The organism is Actimicrobium sp. CCC2.4 (assembly GCF_034347385.1).
Lineage (GTDB): Bacteria > Pseudomonadota > Gammaproteobacteria > Burkholderiales > Burkholderiaceae_D > Actimicrobium.
Map to the genome: position 1 here is coordinate 1,713,049 of NZ_CP133777.1, position 20,855 is coordinate 1,733,903.

Annotated in this window: 18 protein-coding genes; 13 read left to right on the top strand and 5 right to left on the bottom strand. The window is 59.7% G+C overall.

From position 1 onward, the window contains the following. Positions 1 to 140 precede the first annotated feature (140 nt). Positions 141 to 854 (top strand): DUF1499 domain-containing protein, encoded by a 714-nt coding sequence (locus RHM62_RS07960; protein ID WP_322124977.1) that lies wholly within the window; start codon positions 141 to 143, stop codon positions 852 to 854. 205 nt (positions 855 to 1,059) lie between these two features. Further along, positions 1,060 to 3,543: a hypothetical protein gene (locus RHM62_RS07965; protein WP_322124978.1), complete on the top strand. Its 2,484-nt coding sequence runs from the start codon at positions 1,060 to 1,062 to the stop codon at positions 3,541 to 3,543. Positions 3,544 to 3,636: 93 nt separating this feature from the next. Here the strand turns inward: RHM62_RS07965 and hemP are convergent, their stop codons facing one another. The 4 genes from hemP to RHM62_RS07985 form a co-directional block, all read right to left on the bottom strand. Further along, complete coding sequence (gene hemP, locus RHM62_RS07970; protein ID WP_322124979.1) at positions 3,637 to 3,822, bottom strand: hemin uptake protein HemP; 186 nt, start codon at positions 3,820 to 3,822, stop codon at positions 3,637 to 3,639. Positions 3,823 to 3,957: 135 nt separating this feature from the next. Then, positions 3,958 to 5,553, bottom strand: coding sequence for a glucan biosynthesis protein D (locus RHM62_RS07975; RefSeq protein ID WP_322124980.1), 1,596 nt, complete (start codon positions 5,551 to 5,553; stop codon positions 3,958 to 3,960). 321 nt (positions 5,554 to 5,874) lie between these two features. Further along, positions 5,875 to 6,834 (bottom strand): hypothetical protein, encoded by a 960-nt coding sequence (locus RHM62_RS07980; protein WP_322124981.1) that lies wholly within the window; start codon positions 6,832 to 6,834, stop codon positions 5,875 to 5,877. 73 nt (positions 6,835 to 6,907) lie between these two features. Next, the gene (locus RHM62_RS07985; protein ID WP_322124982.1) at positions 6,908 to 7,483 is read right to left on the bottom strand and encodes an XRE family transcriptional regulator; all 576 of its coding nucleotides are present in this window, start codon (positions 7,481 to 7,483) and stop codon (positions 6,908 to 6,910) included. A gap of 134 nt (positions 7,484 to 7,617) precedes the next feature. Between RHM62_RS07985 and kbl the strand changes: the two genes are divergently transcribed. From kbl to clpB, 7 genes are all read left to right on the top strand, one after another. Further along, positions 7,618 to 8,835, top strand: a complete 1,218-nt coding sequence (kbl, locus tag RHM62_RS07990; protein WP_322124983.1) for a glycine C-acetyltransferase — start codon at positions 7,618 to 7,620, stop codon at positions 8,833 to 8,835. Continuing rightward, a complete protein-coding gene (locus RHM62_RS07995) occupies positions 8,835 to 9,806 on the top strand; it encodes an NAD-dependent epimerase/dehydratase family protein (RefSeq protein ID WP_322125355.1) in 972 nt (323 codons plus the stop codon). Before kbl ends, RHM62_RS07995 begins: the two co-directional genes overlap by 1 nt. A 62-nt stretch (positions 9,807 to 9,868) precedes the next feature. Then, positions 9,869 to 11,329: a threonine synthase gene (thrC, locus tag RHM62_RS08000; RefSeq protein ID WP_322124984.1), complete on the top strand. Its 1,461-nt coding sequence runs from the start codon at positions 9,869 to 9,871 to the stop codon at positions 11,327 to 11,329. Between the two features lie 2 nt (positions 11,330 to 11,331). Beyond that, positions 11,332 to 12,561 carry a gephyrin-like molybdotransferase Glp gene (gene glp, locus RHM62_RS08005; RefSeq protein ID WP_322124985.1) on the top strand — a complete coding sequence of 410 codons (1,230 nt, stop codon included), beginning with the start codon at positions 11,332 to 11,334 and terminating at the stop codon, positions 12,559 to 12,561. Continuing rightward, positions 12,561 to 12,818 (top strand): molybdopterin converting factor subunit 1, encoded by a 258-nt coding sequence (moaD, locus tag RHM62_RS08010; RefSeq protein ID WP_322124986.1) that lies wholly within the window; start codon positions 12,561 to 12,563, stop codon positions 12,816 to 12,818. The genes glp and moaD overlap by 1 nt, the downstream gene beginning before the upstream one ends. 4 nt (positions 12,819 to 12,822) lie before the next feature. Further along, the gene (moaE, locus tag RHM62_RS08015) at positions 12,823 to 13,281 is read left to right on the top strand and encodes a molybdopterin synthase catalytic subunit MoaE (protein ID WP_322124987.1); all 459 of its coding nucleotides are present in this window, start codon (positions 12,823 to 12,825) and stop codon (positions 13,279 to 13,281) included. 193 nt (positions 13,282 to 13,474) lie between these two features. Then, positions 13,475 to 16,078, top strand: coding sequence for an ATP-dependent chaperone ClpB (clpB, locus tag RHM62_RS08020; protein WP_322124988.1), 2,604 nt, complete (start codon positions 13,475 to 13,477; stop codon positions 16,076 to 16,078). Positions 16,079 to 16,193: 115 nt separating this feature from the next. On the opposite strand, the gene leuA is transcribed toward clpB, so the two are convergent. After that, complete coding sequence (gene leuA / locus RHM62_RS08025; RefSeq protein ID WP_322124989.1) at positions 16,194 to 17,897, bottom strand: 2-isopropylmalate synthase; 1,704 nt, start codon at positions 17,895 to 17,897, stop codon at positions 16,194 to 16,196. 459 nt (positions 17,898 to 18,356) lie between these two features. Here leuA and RHM62_RS08030 point away from each other — a divergent pair, with 459 nt between their 5' ends. From RHM62_RS08030 to RHM62_RS08045, 4 genes are read left to right on the top strand one after another with little or no spacing between them, the layout of a single operon-like run. Further along, a complete protein-coding gene (locus RHM62_RS08030) occupies positions 18,357 to 18,881 on the top strand; it encodes a GspH/FimT family pseudopilin (protein ID WP_322124990.1) in 525 nt (174 codons plus the stop codon). 8 nt (positions 18,882 to 18,889) lie between these two features. Beyond that, positions 18,890 to 19,426: a type IV pilus modification protein PilV gene (pilV, locus tag RHM62_RS08035; RefSeq protein ID WP_322124991.1), complete on the top strand. Its 537-nt coding sequence runs from the start codon at positions 18,890 to 18,892 to the stop codon at positions 19,424 to 19,426. Then, positions 19,423 to 20,238 carry a PilW family protein gene (locus tag RHM62_RS08040; RefSeq protein ID WP_322124992.1) on the top strand — a complete coding sequence of 272 codons (816 nt, stop codon included), beginning with the start codon at positions 19,423 to 19,425 and terminating at the stop codon, positions 20,236 to 20,238. Before pilV ends, RHM62_RS08040 begins: the two co-directional genes overlap by 4 nt. Beyond that, a complete protein-coding gene (locus RHM62_RS08045; RefSeq protein WP_322124993.1) occupies positions 20,238 to 20,825 on the top strand; it encodes a pilus assembly PilX family protein in 588 nt (195 codons plus the stop codon). Before RHM62_RS08040 ends, RHM62_RS08045 begins: the two co-directional genes overlap by 1 nt. The last annotated feature ends 30 nt before the right edge of the window (positions 20,826 to 20,855 follow it).

Consider the following 20,855-nt stretch of genomic DNA (forward strand, 5'->3'; position numbering starts at 1 on the left):
TTTTACTGGCCCTGTTCGCGGTGGTCCGGAAGTGAAATGTGCGTGCTGCTGCCGTGCTGTTTTTGCTTAGCGTGCTACCGTGCTCCGACTATTGAACACGGCGTGGCTGTTGACCGCGTCGCTCCACGAGGATACCTGCCATGAAAATTTCCCGAATTCCGTTATTGCTGGCGCTGCTGTCGCTGGTCCTGCTGGGTGCTTCCGGCATTGGCGTCCAGCTTGGCTGGTGGGCTTTTCCGGTTGGATTCCAAATGCTGCGCTGGGTGGTCTATTGCGGTGTTGCAGCGGTCGTCGTGTCACTGATCTGCATGGTGGCACCGGCCTGGCGTCGGGGTAGCTGGACGCTATTGTTGCTGGGCCTGCTGATCGGTGCGGGTAGTGCTTTCGTGCCGTGGCAAATGGCGCAGCAGGCGCAGACACTGCCGCGTATCCATGATATTTCGACCGACCTGATCGATCCGCCGGCTTTTGTTGCGATCCTGCCGTTGCGGGCCGATGCCGTCAATCCTGCCGCTTACGGCGGTCCCGGGATTGCGGCCGAGCAGCGGCGTGGCTATCCCGATATCGTGCCGTTAACGCTGACGGTAATGCCAGCCGACGCCTATGTCCGCGCTCTGGCTGCCGTGAAAAAAATGGGCTGGGAGATCGTCGCCGATGACGCCGCCGGTGGTCGCATCGAGGCAACCGCGACAACCCGCTGGTTTGGCTTCAAGGATGATGTTGTGGTGCGGGTCTTGCCGGCAGTCGGTGGTAGCCGGATTGACGTACGCTCGGTGTCGCGGGTCGGCAAGAGTGATGTCGGCACTAACGCCAGGCGCATACGCCGTTTTATCGCGGCAATCAACATGCCCTGAAACGGGGTTTGCATGCCGGTAAGTGACGGGATTGATCCATGTCGCGGCGCATGAAAACTGAAAATAAATACGCCTGACTGGAGAAGTTCCTTGGAAATCAGGTGGGCGGCATGAGCAAACGCAAATCCGTCCTTGAAGACCCTTCTAAATTAGAGCTGCGGTGACGATCACCGCCTGTCATTTCTAACGATGAGAGGGGAATTCCATGAGTGTTTCATTTACTACCATTTCGTTATCGGCTGCCGGTTCGCCTTGTGGTTCGCGTGGCAGTGCATTGATGCGACGATTACTGGCCTGGCTGGCGGCCTTACTGGTTATCCTGAGAACCAGGTTGGGCTTGCGCTGCCGGCTGCTGCTTGGTTTTGCGACATTGGTCGCCACCGGCATCGTGCCGGGCGTGTTGATCAATGCACAAGCCGTCGTCGGACCGGTGATCACCACCAGCGCAGTATCCCTGACGTCCGGCATACCCAGTCCGGGAACGATCGGCTTGCTGTTACCCGACGGACTGAGTGCAACCGATCCCGGTGTCGGTGCCTGGCTCGATGCCGCGCGCGAAGAAGGTTTGCGCATCGAAACGCTGACAGATTCCCAGTTCCTTGCCCTCGGCACGGGCACGAATGCTTATCGCGGCGTGATCTTTCCGGACAGCCTGCATGTGACCGCGACTGACGCCTTGGTCACGGCCGTTGAGGGTTACGTCAGTCGCGGTGGCCAGGCAATGCTGGTCTACGATTTCGGTGCATTGACCGCCGCAGGCGCCTATGCGGTGCCTAAATCACGCTTCAGTGCGCTGGCCGGCGTTGACTACCTGCTGTACGGCGAATTGCTTGACCGGACGGTTGGTCTTGGTCCGATCACCGGCTACGAGAGCAAGCTGCGGCAGATTCAGGTTCCCCCCGGGAAATCGATTCCATTTACCGTCACTGCCCCGCCGCCACCTCCCATGACAGCGGCCAAATCCACGGCCATGCCGATCAGCGCCATCAGTGGCACGTCCACCAGCGCCACCGACGCGCGTACCGTAGCCACCCAGACAGGCGTCCTGAAAGCAGCCGGTCTGGCGGACAACGAAGCGCTGTACCTGCCCATCGATCCCAAAAATCCGGGCGGTTTGCGTGGTTACGATCATGCGCAGCAATTCAAGGCTGATCCGATCGATAAGCACGTGATTTCTTTCACGGCGACCGGGCCGGTGGCGTCGAAAACGTCGACCTCAACCGCGCTGAGCGCATCACGCCAGGTCGCTTCGGATATCAGCCCGGCCAGTGCACCAGCGGCTCCACCGATTACTTTCGCAACAGCCAGGAAACTGCCTGCTGTTACCGGCACGACGACGCTAACTACCAAGACCGTGCCAGCGATCAGTGCAAAAACGCTCGCGGTTGCGCCGGCCATGACGACTAGCCTTGCAACTACCGACAGCGTGCAAGCTATCAGCGGGTATATCTATGGCGCGCTGACCTATCCGACCTTTGTCACGCGTGGAGTATTTGCGGGAATCCAGTTGGGCAATTCTCCGCAATTCGGGCTGGTGGCGGGGGTCAATCGCGTCGGCAGCGGCAAGGTGCTGTTCATCAATACGCCGCTGACCTACCTCAAAGGCGGTACCGACGGCATGCTGATGCATGGCTTTCTGAATTACTTCAGCAATGACATGCTGAAGTTGCCACGGCTGTCGAGCTTGCCGAACGCCGTTCCCGGCCTCACGCTGAACTGGCATCTGTGCTCCAATTTCGCGGCCGAAATGGCGCAATTGACCAGCCAGGGCGTGTTTAATAAAGGACCGTTCTCGATCCACATTACGGCCGGTCCTGATACGGTCGCATTCGGTGACCGGTTGGGCTGGAATTTGCCGCTCAATACCACCGCGCAACAAATGTTGCGCGACCTTCAGGCGCGCGGACACAGGATCGGCAATCACGGCGGATGGATTCATGATTACTACGGTGACAATGCGTCCGAAAGCAACCAGGCAAGTTTCGAGCAGTATCTGGTGCTCAATAAAAACGCCGTCGATTCGGCCATTGGCCGTCCCACCATCGAGTACGCGGCGCCCCAAGGCAATTCGCCATCGTGGGCAATGAACTGGCTGGAACAAAACGGCATTGTCGGCACGTATTACCTCGGCCATACCGGGATGGGACCGACCCGCAATTACGCGAATGGCGTGTTCAAGAATCCCAATTTGTGGATCAATCCGGTGATGCCGTTTGGCGTGTACGCGACGTTCGAAGAATTCATTGAATTCAATGTGCCAAAACAAAGCGTGATCGACTGGTACAAGCAAATCATCGACTTCAGTATTGCCAACCGTTCTAATCGCCTGATTTACATGCATCCGCAGGGTGCTGCGGTCTGGCCGGATGTGGTCCTTGGCATGCTGTCTTACGCCAATACCCAACAGCAGGCAGGCAAGTTCAAGTGGTACACGATTTCGGCTATCGATAACTTCATGACTGCGCGGAACAAGGTGGTCTGGAACGAGTCGGTCACCAATACCGGGGTGCGTCAATATACGGCGACCCATCCGACCAGCCTGGCCAGAATGAGTTGGTTGTTTCCGAAAACAGCCTACGCCAAGCCGGTGGTTACCAGCGGTACAGCAACGGTGTCGGATGGTGGCGATAACTGGCTGGTCGTTACCGCCAACGGCAAGACACTCCATTTCAGCGCGACGCCAATCTGACTGTCATCGCTGTTTGGAAAACGCGTCATGCCTTGTGCATGGCGCGTTTTTTTGGATGTTTTCAGGGTTGAACGGAGGTCTGAAGACCCGGCGTCACGCGGTCAGGATCAGCTTGTTTAACTGAGTGACCCGCATCCGGTAAATACGTCCCTGATGCTCGATTTCGATTTCGCGGTTGAGGCGGAACAGGTCTTTGCTTTGGTAGCGCTTGGGCGGGCGTTCCTGGTCGGATGAAGACGGCGTGGCGACAGGCGATCCGGCAGTAGGGTGATCGGGCATGGCGGAAATCCTTTCAGATGAGATCAGTTCGCATTTGGAGTATGCGCCCGCCTTGGAAAGGAATGCAAGAATTTTTTCCCGCACAAGCCCGATCAGGGTGCCTCGGTGGTCTATGGTGGTCACCCCTGACAATGCCTAAACGACGCGCTTTGCCATGGCCGGCGGTGTCCACTGATACAGCCACGTTTCGGATAGTGTCTGGCCATTTGCACGCAGGAATACCCGCAGGTCGATTGGCGTGACCGCCGTATCGGACGGCTTCAGATCGAACATCACCCGCAAACCGTGGATGGCATCGAGCGGTCGTACCGAGCTGATCTCGACCGTGCCGCGCGAGGCAGAAATCACTGGTTCCACCTTGATGTCCTTGCCAAGCAACTGAAGATTATCGCCGGCAAAATCAATCACGAAGCGCCAGGAAAAATACGCTCGTTTCTGGCCGACGACGCCGCCCCGACCAGTCCGCGTGGCCACCACCTGAGCTAGCGGCGGCACAAATGGCATCTTGCCACCCCAGTGCAGGCGATAGCCAAACAGATGTTCCTGGCCGGCCTCCGGCTTTTTCTCGGGATTCCAGAAACAGACAATATTGTCGAAGGTTTCGTCGGTGGTCGGGATTTCAACCAGCTGTATCGCGCCCTTGCCCCAGCCCGATGTCGGTTCGACCCAGACGCTCGGACGGCGCTCGTAAAACACGCCGTCGTCCTGATAATGGTCAAAATTGCGATCCCGTTGCAGCAAGCCGAAGCCGCGCGGATTCTCATCCTGATAGGCATTGAAGCGCAGCTGTTCCGGGTTGACCAGCGGCCGCCATAGCCATTCGCCATTGCCGCGATGCAGGGCGAGGCCATCCGAATCATGGATTTCAGGACGCCAGTCATTCGCACCCGGCATGCCGCGATCGTTTTCGGCGTACTGGAACATGCTGGTCAGCGGCGCGACGCCCATTCGCTCGATGGTCGTGCGCGGATAAAGCGCCACATCGACCTGCATGACCATCGTGGCGGCCGGTTCGATCTCGAAGCGATAGGCACCCGAGACACTGGGCGAGTCCAGCAACGCATACACCACCAGCTTGCCGGAATCTGCGGCCGGGCGTTCCAGCCAGAAATGAGTGAAGTTGGGAAACTCTTCGGCACGGGCCATGCCGCAATCGATCGCCAGGCCGCGGGCCGATAAGCCATATTGCCAATCAGAACCGACCGCGCGGAAATAACTCGCCCCCAGAAAGGCAGAGATATCGCGTTCGAGGTCCGTATGAAAGTTGACCTTGAAGCCGGCAAAGCCTAACTCTTTCGGGAGTTTTTCCGGATGCAGGCCGCTTTTTCCATAGTTGAACATCGCCGGGTCGTACGCGAGTTCCTGTGCCTGGCCGTTTTTCAGTTCAAAAATCTGCACCGGTGAGGTGAAGTACAAACCGAGGTGAAAGAACTTTGCCTGGAAGCGCAACTTGTCGCCGGCCCACATCGCATGTTCGGGGCGGTACTGGATCGCCTGGAACTGGTCCCAGTCCATCTTTTTGATCTCGTCCGGAATCGTATTTTTGGCAGGGCGGTAGGGTTTTGTTGCCAGCGTTCTGGCTTGGCCTTTTAGCCAGGCATAGTCAAAAGCTTGCGGTTTGCCCAAAAACTTGAGCGGTTCGCCTGCCGTTGCGGCGGCGAAGAGGGATTGCATCGGGAAGCCGGCGGCGGCGAGGGCGGCCGACGCTCTTAAAAAATCGCGTCGTTGCATGCTGTTCCTTGTTTGAGTGAATCAAATTGACCTTGGTTGGCGCTACGGCGGGCAGGTGAGCATAGCGTGACGGTCTGCTGGATTCTGTGGCGGGATGACCCGGCAGCTTCAATAACATTTTTGTAAAGAAATGCACCGCAGAAATGATCATGCAAAGCATGCGCCAGCTTCAAGGTCGGACAGGGAAGAGCTTACCCCATCTTTTTATGGTGGGTAAAAAAAGTGAATTAAATCAATGGTCTGGATTGTCAAGTCGGGTTGGGAGCAGCGATGCCGGCCGGTCTGATAGGGCCGGAATCGCCTGATGACGAGGCAGGTCGCTCAATGCTGCGGGGAGCCTCCGGGGGAACGGTCAGGAGCAGCATTTTCTGCGACGTCAAAGTTCAATTGCCTCGCCGGTACGCGTCGCCGGACTGGTTCGTCTGGACCCGCGTCAAAATCGATCCTCCTGAAAGCGCGTCGTGGCCGTTCTGCTGCCGGCTCGGGTGCACCGCCAAAGCCGATCCTGCCGACGATCGGGCTACGATCGGGCGGTGCATCGACCCTGTTTGCATCGAGATCGCCGATCGTCCTCGCCAGATACCTTTGCCTGTCTTGTGCTGGCCTGGCCGGACTGGCTATCCGCAGTGCGTCACGTCGGTCAATCAAGGTTCTGATTAACTCGACATGCCGGGCGCTTTGCATCACTTTAGCGGTATCGCCGGTTTCTCCAGCAAAACGGCCGGCTGCCAATTTCGATTTTAGAAGCACGTGCAGCGACATGACTGGCGTGCCGCAGAGGACGTGGACATCGTCCGGCACGATACCGAAGCTTTTTTTTCTGGCGGATGACGCAATCAGGTCTACTGACAACGCTTCCGTAAAATTGAAGCACATGCCGCGTTCTTTCGGTCGTTCGCCCTCGACACCGGTGGGGACCCGCACTCTGCTCAGGACGTCCACCCCGGTTTCGGTCGAGACGACATCGGCATCGTGCGGGACGATTGCCATGGCTTGCGGATGTCCTAGTTCGTGTGCCCACATCAGGAGCGCGGTGCTGCCGGTCAGCGCCCACGCATGGCCGGATGCGTCGAGCATGTCGGCCAGATCGGCCAGATCTTTGTTGCCCAATGTATTTTCTAAAAAATCCCGCCGCAACGGGTTCCTGCGCGGTGGTGTGCTCAAGGCAGCGTGTCCCGACGAACTTGCCGCATCGGGATCGCGAGGCGGGGAAGGCGAGCGATCTGCATTGACATTGCGCTGCAAGGGGCGCGGTCCGGGTGGTTGGATGTTCGGAAACATGAAGGTGACTCTCCGGGCAGGGTTGAAATGAAGTCCAAGCCTGAGTGGCGCTTCCTGCTGACCGGTTCCCTGCCTACCGGTGAATCACCACCAGCAGCGCTTTTGCTTCGGCTTTTCCGGCATTGCGGATTGCATGGGGCTGGTCGGCTTCATAGCGCGCGGTTGCGCCAGTCTTGAGCTTGCGCACGGTGCCGGCGACCTCGATATCGACTGCACCATGCAGCACCGTCAGATGTTCGGTGGTACCGGGATCATGCGGGTTCGAGACCAGCGCACCGCCTGCCGATAGCGTCAGCTCGTACCATTCATGCTTGCCGGCCAGCGCCATCGGACCGAGGATACGCAGCACGTAGCCGGCGTGTTCGCCGGGCAGCGTCGGGGTTTCGTGTGGTTCCATCACGCGGATCGCTTCCAGCGGACGGGCTTCGGTCGATAATAATTCAGCGATGCTGACGCCGAGCGCATTGGCCAGTCGCCACGCAACCGCGATGGTCGGATTGGCTTTTTCGCGTTCGATTTGCGATAGCATCGACTTCGACACGCCGGCCGCGCGCGACAGGTCTTCGAGTGTCAGGTCGCGTTCCAGACGCATGCGTTGCAGTGTGGCGCCGACTTCGGGCGGGGTGGCAGGCAGGACAGGAGTTTTCATGGGCGGGGTTGCAAAGTGGGAAAGTGCTGCTAATATCCACTATATTGAAAATAAGTTCTACATAATGGAATTTAATAAAACCAGCGGATTGATTCAGAGATCACGAATCGATTCTACCAATCGTCGAGGACATCATGAGCACCAAGAACAAGAAAACTTTTTTTGCCGGGCTGGACCAGGAACTGGATCGATTGAAAGAGGCAGGGCTGTACAAAAATGAGCGCGTGTTGGCCTCGCGCCAGGGTGCCGAAGTAACTTGCGACGATGGCCGCTTGCTGATTAACCTGTGCGCCAACAATTACCTCGGTCTGTCCGGCGAAGAATCGACGGTCCGTGCAGCGGTCGCAGCGACCGAGCAATTCGGCTACGGGCTGTCGTCGGTCCGTTTCATTTGCGGCACGCAAACCGTCCACAAGCAACTCGAACAAGCGCTGTCGAATTTCCTCGGCATGGAAGACACCATCCTGTATGCGGCCGCGTTCGATGCCAACGGCGGCCTATTCGAGCCACTATTTACTGAAGAAGACGCGATCATTTCCGATGCGCTCAACCATGCCTCGATCATCGATGGCGTGCGCTTGTGCAAGGCGGCGCGCTATCGCTACCAGCACAACGACATGGCCGACCTCGAAGTGCAATTGCAGGCTGCCGCCGGCAAGCGCCATGTGGTGATCGTTACCGACGGCGTGTTTTCGATGGATGGCACGATCGCGCAACTCGACAGGATTTGTGATCTGGCCGACCAGTACGGCGCGCTGGTCATGATCGACGAATGTCACGCATCCGGTTTCATGGGCGCGACCGGACGCGGTACGCACGAGCATCACCACGTGATGGGGCGCGTCGATATCATCACCGGCACGCTGGGCAAGGCACTCGGCGGCGCGATGGGTGGCTTCACGGCTGCGCGCAAGGAAGTCATCGACACGCTGCGCCAGAAATCCCGTCCCTATCTGTTTTCCAATAGCCTTGCCCCCGCGATTGCCGGTGCCTCGCTGGCGGTGCTGGAACGGCTGGCATCGTCGACCGAACTGCGCGACCGGCTGCATGCCAACACGGCGTATTTTCGTAGCGCGATTGCCGCGCTGGGTTTCACGATCAAGCCGGGCATGCATCCGGTGGTGCCGGTGATGCTGTTCGATGCACCGGTGGCACAGCGGTTTGCTGCGCGCCTGTATGAACTTGGCGTGCTGGTGACCGGCTTTTTTTATCCGGTGGTGCCGATGGGGCAGGCGCGGGTGCGGGTGCAATTGTCGGCTGCGCACACGACGGCGCAGCTCGATGCAGCGCTGGCCGCGTTTGCACAGGCCGGGCGCGAGCTGGGTTTGATTGACCAGACAGGAGCCGCATGATGGAGCGCATTCTTGTTATTGGCGCCAACGGCCAGATCGGCAATGAACTGGTCACCGCACTGGCCTTGCAGCATGGTGCCGACAATGTCATCGCCGCCGACCTCGGCCCGCGCAACCCGTTCGCAGCCGCCCATTACGAGGCCATCGACGTACTTGATCGCCGGCTGGTGGCGCGCATCATCGATACCTATGGCATCACGCAGGTCTATCAACTGGCGGCGCTGTTGTCGGTGACCGGTGAGCAGGCACCGCTGAAAGCCTGGAGCTTGAACATGGATGGCTTGCTCAACATCCTCGAGATCGCCCGCGAACGCAACGCCGCCGGCAAGCCGCTGCGGGTTTTCTGGCCATCGTCGATTGCCGCTTTCGGCCCGGGTACGCCGCAGGACAATACGCCGCAGCAAACCGTGATGGATCCGACCACGATCTACGGCATCAGCAAGCTGGCCGGCGAGCGCCTGTGCCAGTACTACTTCAGCAAATATGACGTCGATGTCCGCAGCATCCGCTATCCCGGCATCATCAGCTACAAGTCGCCACCGGGCGGCGGCACCACCGATTATGCGATTGCGATTTTTCATGCGGCGCTGCGCGGTGAGCCCTACGAGTGCTATCTGTCGGCCGACACCGCGCTGCCGATGATCTACATGCCCGATGCGATCCGCGCCACGATCGCGCTGATGGATGCGTCGGCCGACCGCATCGCGGTGCGTTCGTCCTACAACGTGGCTGGCCTGAGCTTCAATCCGGCGCAACTGGCGGATGCGATCGGGCGGCAACGATCCGGCTTTGCGATTACCTACGCGCCTGATGCGCGTCAGGAGATCGCCGATACCTGGCCGCACAGTCTCGACGATAGCGTCGCCCGCAGCGACTGGAACTGGCAGCCACGCATCGCCCTCGCCGCACTGGTCACCGACATGCTCGCCAACGTCGCCGTGGTGCCGCAGGAAGTCGGGCAGGCGGCCTGACGGCGCAGCCAACGCGGCAGCTATAATGCAGGCACTTCAACGATGCCTGCCACTTCACTTCTATGCGCTATGTCTCGACCCGCGGCCACGCCGCGCAGCCTAACTTTTCCGAAATCCTGCTGGGTGGCCTGGCGCCCGACGGCGGCTTGTATTTGCCGGCGGAGTACCCGCAAGTCTCGGGTGCCGAACTGGATGCCTGGCGCGGCCTGTCGTACGCCGATCTGGCACTGGCCGTCCTCGGTAAGTTCGCCACTGATATCCCGCACGACGATCTGAAGGCACTGACCGACAAGACCTACACTGCTGGCGTCTACCGCAACACACGCGCCGGTGAATCCGCCGAACGCATCACGCCCTTGCACGTGATCGAGCAGGACGGCGACAAGACGCTGCTGCTGCAAGCGCTGTCGAACGGGCCGACGCTGGCCTTCAAGGACATGGCGATGCAATTGCTCGGCAACCTGTTCGAGTACACGCTCGACAAGCAGCAGGCCGAACTCAATATCTTTGGGGCGACCTCCGGCGACACCGGCAGCGCGGCCGAATACGCGATGCGCGGCAAGCACGGTATCCGCGTCTTCATGCTCTCGCCGCACCTGAAAATGAGTTCCTTTCAGACCGCGCAAATGTTCAGCCTGCAGGACGACAACATCTTCAACATCGCCGTCAAGGGTGTTTTCGACGATTGCCAGGACATGGTCAAGGCGGTCTCGAATGATCTCGTCTTCAAGGTGCGCTACAAGATCGGCACCGTCAATTCGATCAACTGGGCGCGCGTGGTGGCGCAGGTCGTCTACTACTTTCGCGGCTATCTGGAAGCGACCACGCGCAATGACCAGGAGGTCTCGTTCACGGTCCCGTCCGGCAATTTCGGCAATATCTGCGCCGGCCACATCGCCCGCATGATGGGCTTGCCCATTGATCAGCTGATCGCCGCGACCAATGAAAACAACGTGCTTGACGAGTTCTTCCGCACCGGTATCTACCGCGTGCGCAAGTCGACCGAAACCTATCACACCACCAGCCCGAGCATGGACATCAGCAAGGCCTCGAACTTCGAGCGCTTTGTGTTCGACTTGCTGGACCGTGATGCGGTGCGCGTCAAGGCGCTGTTCGCCAAGGTCGAAACCACAGGGGGGTTTGACCTGTCCGGTGGACCCGGAAGCGATGGCGACGAGTTCCATAAGATCGCGCAATTCGGTTTTGCGTCGGGCCGATCGTGCCATGCCGACCGGCTCGCGACGATCCGCGACTTGCATGCCCGCTACGGCCTGATGATTGATACGCATACCGCCGACGGCGTCAAGGTCGCGCGCGAACACGTCAAGGCCGGCGTGCCGATGATCGTGCTTGAAACCGCCTTGCCGGCCAAGTTCAATGAAACCATCCGCGAGGCACTCGACACCGATGCCGAACGGCCGCCCGGTTTCGAGAACATCGAATTTTTGCCGCAACGCTTTGAAGTCATGGATGCCGATGTCAAGCAAGTCCAGGCATTCATCGTCGCGCACACGGGACTATGACCATGACCACACCACGCCCGCCTATGCTGCCGGTTGCCGAAGCACTGGCCTTGCTGCTCGCGGCAGCGCGCCCGGTTGCGGGTCACGAAGTTATCGCCACGCTGGAGGCCAACGGTCGCGTGCTGGCGCTGGCGCAATCATCGCAACTTGATGTGCCGCCTATGGACAACACGCAGATGGATGGCTACGCCGTGCGCACCGCCGACTGCACCAGCGGAGCAGCGCGCTTGCGGGTGGCCCAGCGCATCCCGGCCGGCCATGTCGGTCAGCCGCTACTGGCAGGAACCGCCGCACGGATTTTTACCGGTGCGCTGATTCCCGAGGGTGCCGATGCGGTCGTGATGCAAGAGCAATGCACGGCCGATGGCGATGACGTCATCGTCGCGCACACGCCAGCCAGCGGTGAATGGATACGCCGGCGCGGCGAAGACATACGCACCGGTAGCGAAATACTCGCTGCCGGTACGCGCTTGCGCGGCCAGGAACTCGGCCTTGCCGCATCGGTAGGGCTGGCCACCTTACCGGTCGTGCGCAAGCTCAAGGTCGCCGTGTTCTTCACCGGCGACGAACTGGCGATGCCCGGCGAGCTGCTCAAGCCCGGTGCCATCTACAACTCGAACCGCTTTACCTTGCGCGGCTTGCTGGAAAACCTCGGTTGCGACATCACCGACTACGGCATCGTGCCCGACACGCTGGCCGCCACCCGCGATACCTTGCGCCTGGCGGCGCAGGAGCATGACCTGATCATCACCTCGGGCGGCGTGTCGGTCGGCGAAGAAGACCACATCAAGCCGGCGGTCGAAGCCGAAGGTCGCCTGAACATGTGGCAGATCGCGGTCAAGCCGGGCAAGCCGCTGGCGTTCGGCGAAGTCAATCGCAGCGGGCAGGGCACGGCGTTTTTCCTCGGCTTGCCGGGTAATCCGGTCTCGAGCTTCGTGACCTTTTTGCTGTTCGTGCGGCCGTTCATCCTGCGGCTGCAAGGTGTCGACAATGTCGCGCCGCAAGCCTATGCGATGCGGGCGGGTTTCGACTGGCCGAAGGCGGATAGGCGCAATGAATTCCTGCGCGTGCGTGTCGGGCCTGACGGCACGCTGGAGCTGTTTCCGAACCAGGGCTCGGGCGTGCTGACATCAACCGTCTGGGGTGATGGACTGGTCGATAATCCGGCCGGGCAAGTGATCGCTGTCGGCGATTTCGTGCGCTTCATTCCTTTTTCCGGATTGCTCAATTGATGAAGATTACCCTGCGGTTTTTTGCCAGCGTGCGCGAAGTGGTCGGGACCGGTAGCGACGAACTGACGGTGCCGGAGCCGGTGCGTACGGTTGGCGATGTGCGGCAATTTTTGTGCGGGCGCGGCGCCCCCTGGGCGCAGGCGCTGGCCGAAGGACGCGCGCTGCGCATGGCGCTGGATCAGGAAATGGTCACCGCCGACACCCCCATCACGGATGGCTGCGAGCTGGCATTTTTTCCGCCGGTCACGGGTGGGTGACGCGATGACCATCCGCATCCAGCAAGCCGATTTCGATCTGAGTACCGAGCTGGCGAACTTGCGCGCCGGCAGCCCGCAAGTCGGTGCCATCGTCAGCTTCGTCGGCACCGTGCGCGACCTCAACGACGGCGCGACCGTCAGCCGGATGGAACTGGAACACTATCCGGGCATGACCGAAAAATCGATTGCCGTCATCATCGAGCGGGCCCGCGCGCACTGGCCGATTGCCGATGCGCTGGTGATTCACCGGATCGGACCGTTGCTGCCGACCGAGCAGATCGTGCTGGTGGCGGTTGCTGCTGCCCATCGTGGCGAGGCGTTTGCCGCCTGCGAATTCATCATGGATTACCTGAAGACCGAGGCGCCTTTCTGGAAAAAAGAACAGACGCCGGACGGCGCGCGCTGGGTTGATGCGCGTGCGGTGGATGATGCAGCGTTGGCTAAGTGGGCGTTGGTGCCTTGACCGTGTTGGCCGGTGCATTTGGTGCAATGCCCTTCGGTTATTGCACCCTACCTCCGACCCGTAGGGTGCGATAACCGAAGGGCATTGCACCGATTCTGATAGCTGGAATCCTGACGCAAAAATGCAATCCGTCGCTTGAAAAGCCAATACCACACCCCATGTTGTGGTTATTGAATCCATTCCGGAGCCCGCCATGCGTCTAGACAAACTCACCACCAAACTGCAGGAAGCGCTGTCCGATGCGCAAAGCCTGGCCGTTGGTAACGACAATCCGTACATCGAACCGGCGCATCTGCTGGTGGCCCTGCTGAACCAGGACGACGGTAGTGCGCGCTCGCTGTTGCAGCGCGCCGGCGCCAATATCGGTGGTCTGACGTCTGCACTGAAGTCGGCGCTGGAGCGCTTGCCAAAAGTCTCCGGCACCGGTGGCGAAGTACAGGTCGGACGCGAACTCGGTGCACTGCTCAATGTCGCCGACAAGGAAGCACAGAAGCGCGGCGACCAGTTCATCGCCAGCGAAATGGTCCTGCTCGGCCTGACCGACGACAAGTCCGAAGCCGGCAAGGCCGCGCACGAAAATGGCCTGACGCGCAAGGCCCTCGAAGCCGCCATCGAAGCAGTGCGCGGCGGCGCATCGGTCAATTCGGCCGATTCCGAAGGCCAGCGCGAGGCGCTCGCCAAATACACGATCGACCTGACTGAACGGGCCCGCCTCGGCAAGCTTGATCCGGTGATCGGCCGCGATGATGAAATCCGCCGTGCGATTCAGGTTTTGCAACGCCGCACCAAAAATAATCCGGTACTGATCGGCGAGCCGGGCGTCGGCAAGACCGCCATCGTCGAAGGCCTGGCGCAGCGCATTGTCAATGGCGAAGTGCCGGACAGCCTCAAATCCAAACGCGTGCTATCGCTCGACATGGCCGCGCTGGTCGCCGGTGCCAAGTACCGTGGCGAATTCGAAGAGCGCCTGAAAGCCGTGCTCAAAGATCTGGCTAAAGACGAAGGGCAGACCATCGTCTTCATCGATGAATTGCACACGATGGTCGGTGCCGGCAAGGCCGATGGCGCGATGGACGCGGGCAACATGCTGAAACCGGCGCTGGCCCGTGGTGAACTTCATTGCGTCGGCGCGACCACGCTCGACGAGTATCGCAAGTACATCGAAAAAGACGCTGCGCTGGAACGCCGTTTCCAGAAAATTCTGGTCGCCGAGCCGAGCGTCGAAGCCACGATTGCGATTCTGCGCGGCTTGCAGGAACGCTACGAAGTCCATCACGGTGTCGACATTACCGACCCTGCCATCGTCGCTGCAGCCGAGCTGTCGCATCGCTACATTACCGACCGCTTCCTGCCCGATAAGGCCATCGACCTGATCGATGAAGCCGCCGCCAAGGTCAAGATTGAAATCGATTCGCGTCCGGAAGTGATGGATAAGCTCGATCGCCGCACCATCCAGCTGAAGATCGAACGCGAAGCCATCAAGAAGGAAAAAGACGAAGCCTCGCAGCGTCGGCTGGCGCTGATTGAAGAAGAAATCCTGCGCAGCGAGCGCGAATACGCCGACCTCGAAGAAATCTGGCGCGCCGAAAAAGCCGCCGTGCAGGGTAGCCAACACATCAAGGAAGAGATCGAGGAAGTGCGCTTGCAGATGGATGAGGCGACCCGCAAAAGCGACTGGAAAACCGTCTCCGAGCTGCAATACGGCCGCTTGCCTGAACTCGAAAAAGCCCTTGAAGCGCAGTCGCGCCAGGACGAGCAAGCCGACAAGGCCAATACCAAGCCAAGGCTGCTACGCACCCAGGTCGGGGCCGAAGAAATCGCCGAAATCGTCTCGCGCGCGACCGGTATTCCTGTCTCGAAAATGATGCAGGGCGAGCGTGACAAGCTGGTTCACATGGAAGATTTTTTACATCAGCGCGTGATCGGCCAGCATGAAGCGATCGTCGCCGTGTCGGATGCGATCCGCCGGTCCCGCGCCGGTCTGTCGGACCCGAACCGGCCGTATGGCTCGTTCATGTTCCTCGGGCCGACCGGTGTCGGCAAGACCGAATTGTGCAAGGCGCTGGCTGGCTTTCTGTTCGATACCGAAGAATCGATGATCCGCATCGACATGTCCGAGTTCATGGAAAAGCACTCGGTGGCTCGCCTGATCGGTGCGCCGCCGGGCTATGTCGGTTACGACGAAGGCGGCTTCCTCACGGAAGCGGTGCGCCGCCGGCCGTACAGCGTGATCTTGCTCGATGAAGTCGAGAAGGCGCATCAGGATGTCTTCAATGTGCTGTTGCAGGTGCTCGATGACGGACGCATGACCGATGGCCAGGGTCGCACGGTGGACTTCAAGAACACTGTCATCGTGATGACCTCGAACCTCGGTTCGTACAAGATCCAGGCGATGGAGGAGAGTGAACCGGCGGTCGTCAAGATGGCCGTGATGGCCGAAGTGCGGCAGCATTTCCGGCCCGAGTTCATCAACCGGATCGACGAGATCGTCGTGTTCCATGCGCTCGATGAAAAGCATATCGGTGCGATTGCGCGCATCCAGCTGAAGATTCTTGAGCAGCGTCTGGGCAAGATGGAAATGGGGCTCGAGATCACCGACGCCGCGCTACAGAAAATCGCCGAGGCCGGTTTTGATCCGGTGTACGGCGCACGGCCCTTGAAGCGTGCGATCCAGCAGCAGATCGAAAATCCGTTGTCGAAGCAGATTTTGGAAGGCAAGTACGGGCCTAAGGATTTGATTCTGATCGATGTGGTGAATGGGGAGTTGACGTTCGGGAAGGGTGCTGTGGCGGTGTGATTTGGGGGGCGTTTTGGTGGGACCAAGCAGGACGAACGTAGTGGAATGAGTGACGCGCCCCACAGCTTGTAGGGTGCAATAACCGAAGGGCATTGCACCGCTCAAGCTACCCACATTAAACGCTAACCTGCTCCCGCTGCCGGAAAAATCCAACCCGCTCCTGCTCCGGTAATTTTGCATAAATCCGGTTCAACCCGCTGATGACGGCCAGCACCGACGCGGTGACGATGTTGACGTGCATACCCACGCCAAACACAGTGCCCGGTACGCCGTCGGCGACAACTTCGGCAAAGGTCACCGCCGTGGCATCCGCTCCCTGGCCCATCGCCCGTTCCTCGTAACTGTGCAACTTCGCCTGCACGCGCAACGCATGCAACAGCGCATCGATCGGTCCGTTGCCTTCACCGCTGAGCGTGAGTGCTTGTCCGAATAGCGTGACGCTCAGGTGGATGCCCTGCAATTGGCCATGCTCGAACAGCCGGTGGCCGACATACGCGACCGGTTCCCGGACCGCGAAATACTCTTTTGAAAACAGTGTCCAAATATCAGATGCCACCACTTCACCACCGGTCTGCTCGGTCAGCGATTGCACGGCCGTGCTGAACTCGACCTGCAAACGGCGCGGCATCACCATCCCGTATTCGGCTTCAAGCAGGAAGGCAATGCCGCCTTTGCCTGACTGGCTGTTGACGCGAATGATCGAGTCGTAGGTGCGACCGAGGTCAGCCGGATCAAGCGGCAGGTAAGGGACTTCCCAGAGCCCATCAGCCGATTGCACGGCCATGCCTTTTTTGATCGCATCCTGATGCGAACCCGAGAACGCCGTGAAGACCAGATCGCCGACATACGGATGACGCGGATGGATCGGCAACTGCGTGCAGTGCTCAACGATGCGCGCGACTTCATTGATGTTGGAAAAATCCAGGCCCGGATGCACGCCTTGCGAGTACATGTTCAACGCCAGCGTGACGAGGTCGACATTGCCGGTGCGTTCGCCATTGCCGAACAGGCAGCCTTCGACGCGGTCGGCGCCGGCCATCATGCCGAGTTCGGCCGCGGCGACGGCGGTGCCGCGATCATTATGCGGATGCAGGCTGATGATGACAGAGTCACGGCGCGCGAGGTTGCGGCTCATCCATTCGACCTGGTCCGCATAGATGTTCGGTGAAGCCAGTTCGACGGTGGCGGGCAAGTTGATGATGACCTTGCGCTGCGGCGTGGCTTCCCAGATATCGATGACGGCGTCGCAGACTTCCTTGGCAAACGGCAGTTCGGTGCCGGTGAAGGTTTCGGGGCTGTACTGGAATACCCACTCGGTATCGGGTTGGGCAGCGGCGAGGCGCTTGATGGTCTGCGCGCCCTTGATGGCGATGGCCTTGACGCCGGCCTGGTCGAGGCCGAACACGATCTGGCGGAAGTTCGGCGAGGTCGCGTTGTACAGGTGGATGATCGCGCGACGCGCACCACGCAAGGCTTCCATCGAGCGTTCGATGAGTTCGTCGCGGGCCGGCGTGAGGACTTCGATGGTGACGTCATGCGGGATCAGATTCTGTTCGATCAGCGTGCGCACGAAACCGAAATCAGTTTCGGAAGCGGCCGGAAAAGCGACTTCGATTTCCTTGAAGCCGATCTCGACCAAGGTCTGGAACATGCGCAGTTTGCGCTCGACATTCATGGGCTCGAACAAGGCCTGGTTGCCGTCGCGCAGGTCGGTCGACATCCAGATGGGCGGTGTCGTGATGGTTTTTGATGGCCAGGATCGATCGGCGAGAGCGATCGGGGCGAAGGGGCGATAGCGGGTGGCGGGGTTGTTCAACATGGCAAGGTACTCCGGAAAAAGTCGATCAGAAATACCGCCTGGTCAATGCCGGGCGGTGGAAATTACTAACAGGAGGGGGGTATTTTTATGTGCGCTTGACGCGCAGCAGTGCTGGCGACGAGATCGTCAGCAGGAGAAGTTGTAGCGGAAGAAAGAAATAAGGCATAGCGGTGAAAGTAGTTCATTGGCCGGACTTGTGTCAAGGAGAATTCGGCCATGCGGTTCGTTTGATATCGCGGCGGCTTGCCGGCGGCGCGTTGGTTCGCCGTGAAAAGCGCGCTGCATCGTGTATGCCTGATGCTGAAAGCGACCGATGGCGGGAGTGTCAGCAAGGGTATTGCCACATCTTGAATTGTGATCAGTGGTCACTTAAATTTGACTTGCGGTATATACATCAGGGTAAGTCGCGTAATAACCTGCATGTAAGAAATCTTTTCAACGGATTATTTTTTACATGCCATGACTACTGCTCCGTCTCCGGTACCGTCGCCCAGCGCCGCCTTCACCCTGGTGGAATTGCTCGTTGCAATGGCGATTGTCGCCATCTTGCTGGGGCTGGCCGCTCCGTCTTTCCAGTCCTTCGTGCTTGATGCACGCATTACCTCCGAAGCACAAAAAATCCTGCTGGCGCTGCAGACCGCGCGCAGCGAAGCGTCGCGCATCAATGCCAGCGTGCTGCTGTGTACCAGCGCCGGCGACAGCGTCTGCGGTACCGACTGGAAGACCAACAAGTTGGTGTTTGCAGATACCGACAACAACAAGGTCCGCGGCACAGCTGAAACACTGGTGTTTTCCGGGGCACCTGCAGCGGCAACCACCACCATCACCGGTCCTTCATCAGGCTGGATCCAGTTTCACCCGTCGGGCCAGGCCAATGCCGCTGCCACCTTCAAGCTGTGTGACACACGCCCCGGCAACGTCGGCCGCCTGGTGTCGGTCGGGTTGACCGGACGCCCGTCGCTCACTACCACCACTTGTCCCTGAGGCCAGCGATGATGCCGCGCTCCCTGTCCCGATTCCGTTCCCCGTCGTTGCGCTATCGCGGCTTCACGCTGATCGAAGTGATGATCGCGATCGTGGTGCTGGCGTTCGGATTGCTTGCGCTGGCTGGTTTGCAATTGCAGATGCTGCGTTTTTCGCAAAGTGCCAGCTTGCGCACCATTGCGACGGCCGAAGCCGCCTCACTGGCCGACCACGTGTTGTCGAACCGTGCCGGTCTGGACGCCAATTACTACGACCTGTCTGCACCACCGACGACGACGACGGCTGTCGCGGCGTGCATGACGGCGACTGGTTGTAGCGGGCAGGAGATTGCCCGGACGGCGTTAGCCATCTGGAGCCAGAACCTCCTCGACTTGCTGGGCCCGGGTGCCGGGGGCATCATTTGTATTGACTCGACCCCCGCTGATGGCACGTTGGCCGCACCGGCCTGCGACCACTCCGCCAATGCGCCGTATGTGATCAAGATCTGGTGGAAAGACGAGCGCAACGGTAACGTCGGGCAGTTCGTGACGAGCTTTCAGCCATGAGCGCCCGAATGGCGCGTCGCCTTGCTGGCGGTTTCGGCCTGATCGAAGTAATGATCTCGATCGCCATTTCGCTGACCGTTATTTTAGCGGTGACCGGCTTGTATCTCACGCAGAAAGGCGCCTACACCAGCCAGGGAGCACTCTCAAGGGTGCAGGAAAATGCACGCTACCTGATGCGCGTGATGACGCATGATTTGCGCCTATCCGGTTATCGGGACGTCAATGCCAGCTCGACTTTTACGACCAATCCTGCCGGCAGCAAGCTGTTCATTGATGCGCTCAATGGCACCAGTACGAATGCCAGCGATACCTTGACCTTGCGGTTTTACGGCGCTTCAGACACCTCCGGCGTGGCTGATCGCAGCATTCTCGATTGCCTGGGCAATCCCCTCGGTCGCGACATGATGGTCACGCAAATCTACACGGTACAGACCGATCCGGCGTCACTGGAGCCAACGCTGTATTGCACGGTTGGCGCGAATTCGGCACCCCTGGTCACCGGTGTCGATAGCCTGCAATTGCTGTACGTGGTTGATCTTGACGGTGGCGGTACGCGGTTCAGTTATCAGCCTGCCGGTGTGGCCGACATGAGCAAAGTGGTCAGCGTACTGGTCTCGGCAGTCGTGCGTAGCAGTTCGGCCGATAACGTCAAGCCGGCGACAGCGCCGGTCTTCAATCATTTCGGGTTGCAATATGCGCCCGGCAATACCGCACCGGGCAGCGATGCCGGCAGCGTGTTCAGACCGGCCAATGATGGCCGTCTGCGAAAACGCGTGACGTTTTCGGTGGCGTTGCGCAATCGACTGGATTGATGATGACGACTTCTTCAACGACATGGCGGGTCATACCGCGCGAACAGGGATCGACGCTGCTGATCGGCATGCTATTCCTGATCATCCTGGCCTTGCTGGGCCTGAGTGCGGCATTGATCAGCAAGACCGATGAGCGCATGGCGCGCAATAGCCGGGATCGCAATGTCGCGTTCTTTGCTGCCGAATCGGCGCTGCGCGATGCGCGTGCAGATATCCACCTCCCGGCTAGCCGGATCCAGGGCGCGACCGGTGCCGTTGCCGATTGCAGCGGAGTGACCACAAAGGGCTTATGCCTGCCTGCCACGGCTGGCCAGCCGCAGGTGTGGGAAACGTACCTGACCGATCCGGCGCGTTCGGTCGAGTACGGCGAAATGACGTCGCTGACCACCGCGCAGAAATTCAAAGTAGCGCCGGCACCGGGTGGAGTTATCGCCCCGCCACGGTATTTGATCGAAGCACTGCCCGATATCAATGGCGTGAGCCTGAGCGCCAAGGTCCCGCAGAAATGGCTGTATCGCATCACTGCCATCGGTTATGGCGCGAACGCCGGTACCAGCGTCATCGTGCAGGAAACCATTCGTCCCTGAGTTACCCAATCTGACCTTCCGGTCACGGAG

Bases quoted from the DNA above. Each gene is read 5' to 3' on its own strand.
- hemP (WP_322124979.1), bottom strand. From the start codon at position 3,822: ATGCCCGATCACCCTACTGCCGGATCGCCTGTCGCCACGCCGTCTTCA.
- RHM62_RS07995 (WP_322125355.1), top strand. From the start codon at position 8,835: ATGGAGCGCATTCTTGTTATTGGCGCCAACGGCCAGATCGGCAATGAA.
- clpB (WP_322124988.1), top strand. From the start codon at position 13,475: ATGCGTCTAGACAAACTCACCACCAAACTGCAGGAAGCGCTGTCCGAT.
- leuA (WP_322124989.1), bottom strand. From the start codon at position 17,897: ATGTTGAACAACCCCGCCACCCGCTATCGCCCCTTCGCCCCGATCGCT.
- thrC (WP_322124984.1), top strand. From the start codon at position 9,869: ATGCGCTATGTCTCGACCCGCGGCCACGCCGCGCAGCCTAACTTTTCC.
- pilV (WP_322124991.1), top strand. From the start codon at position 18,890: ATGATGCCGCGCTCCCTGTCCCGATTCCGTTCCCCGTCGTTGCGCTAT.
- RHM62_RS08030 (WP_322124990.1), top strand. From the start codon at position 18,357: ATGACTACTGCTCCGTCTCCGGTACCGTCGCCCAGCGCCGCCTTCACC.
- glp (WP_322124985.1), top strand. From the start codon at position 11,332: ATGACCACACCACGCCCGCCTATGCTGCCGGTTGCCGAAGCACTGGCC.
- RHM62_RS07975 (WP_322124980.1), bottom strand. From the start codon at position 5,553: ATGCAACGACGCGATTTTTTAAGAGCGTCGGCCGCCCTCGCCGCCGCC.
- RHM62_RS08040 (WP_322124992.1), top strand. From the start codon at position 19,423: ATGAGCGCCCGAATGGCGCGTCGCCTTGCTGGCGGTTTCGGCCTGATC.
- kbl (WP_322124983.1), top strand. From the start codon at position 7,618: ATGAGCACCAAGAACAAGAAAACTTTTTTTGCCGGGCTGGACCAGGAA.
- moaE (WP_322124987.1), top strand. From the start codon at position 12,823: ATGACCATCCGCATCCAGCAAGCCGATTTCGATCTGAGTACCGAGCTG.
- RHM62_RS07965 (WP_322124978.1), top strand. From the start codon at position 1,060: ATGAGTGTTTCATTTACTACCATTTCGTTATCGGCTGCCGGTTCGCCT.
- RHM62_RS07960 (WP_322124977.1), top strand. From the start codon at position 141: ATGAAAATTTCCCGAATTCCGTTATTGCTGGCGCTGCTGTCGCTGGTC.
- RHM62_RS07985 (WP_322124982.1), bottom strand. From the start codon at position 7,483: ATGAAAACTCCTGTCCTGCCTGCCACCCCGCCCGAAGTCGGCGCCACA.
- moaD (WP_322124986.1), top strand. From the start codon at position 12,561: ATGAAGATTACCCTGCGGTTTTTTGCCAGCGTGCGCGAAGTGGTCGGG.
- RHM62_RS08045 (WP_322124993.1), top strand. From the start codon at position 20,238: ATGATGACGACTTCTTCAACGACATGGCGGGTCATACCGCGCGAACAG.
- RHM62_RS07980 (WP_322124981.1), bottom strand. From the start codon at position 6,834: ATGTTTCCGAACATCCAACCACCCGGACCGCGCCCCTTGCAGCGCAAT.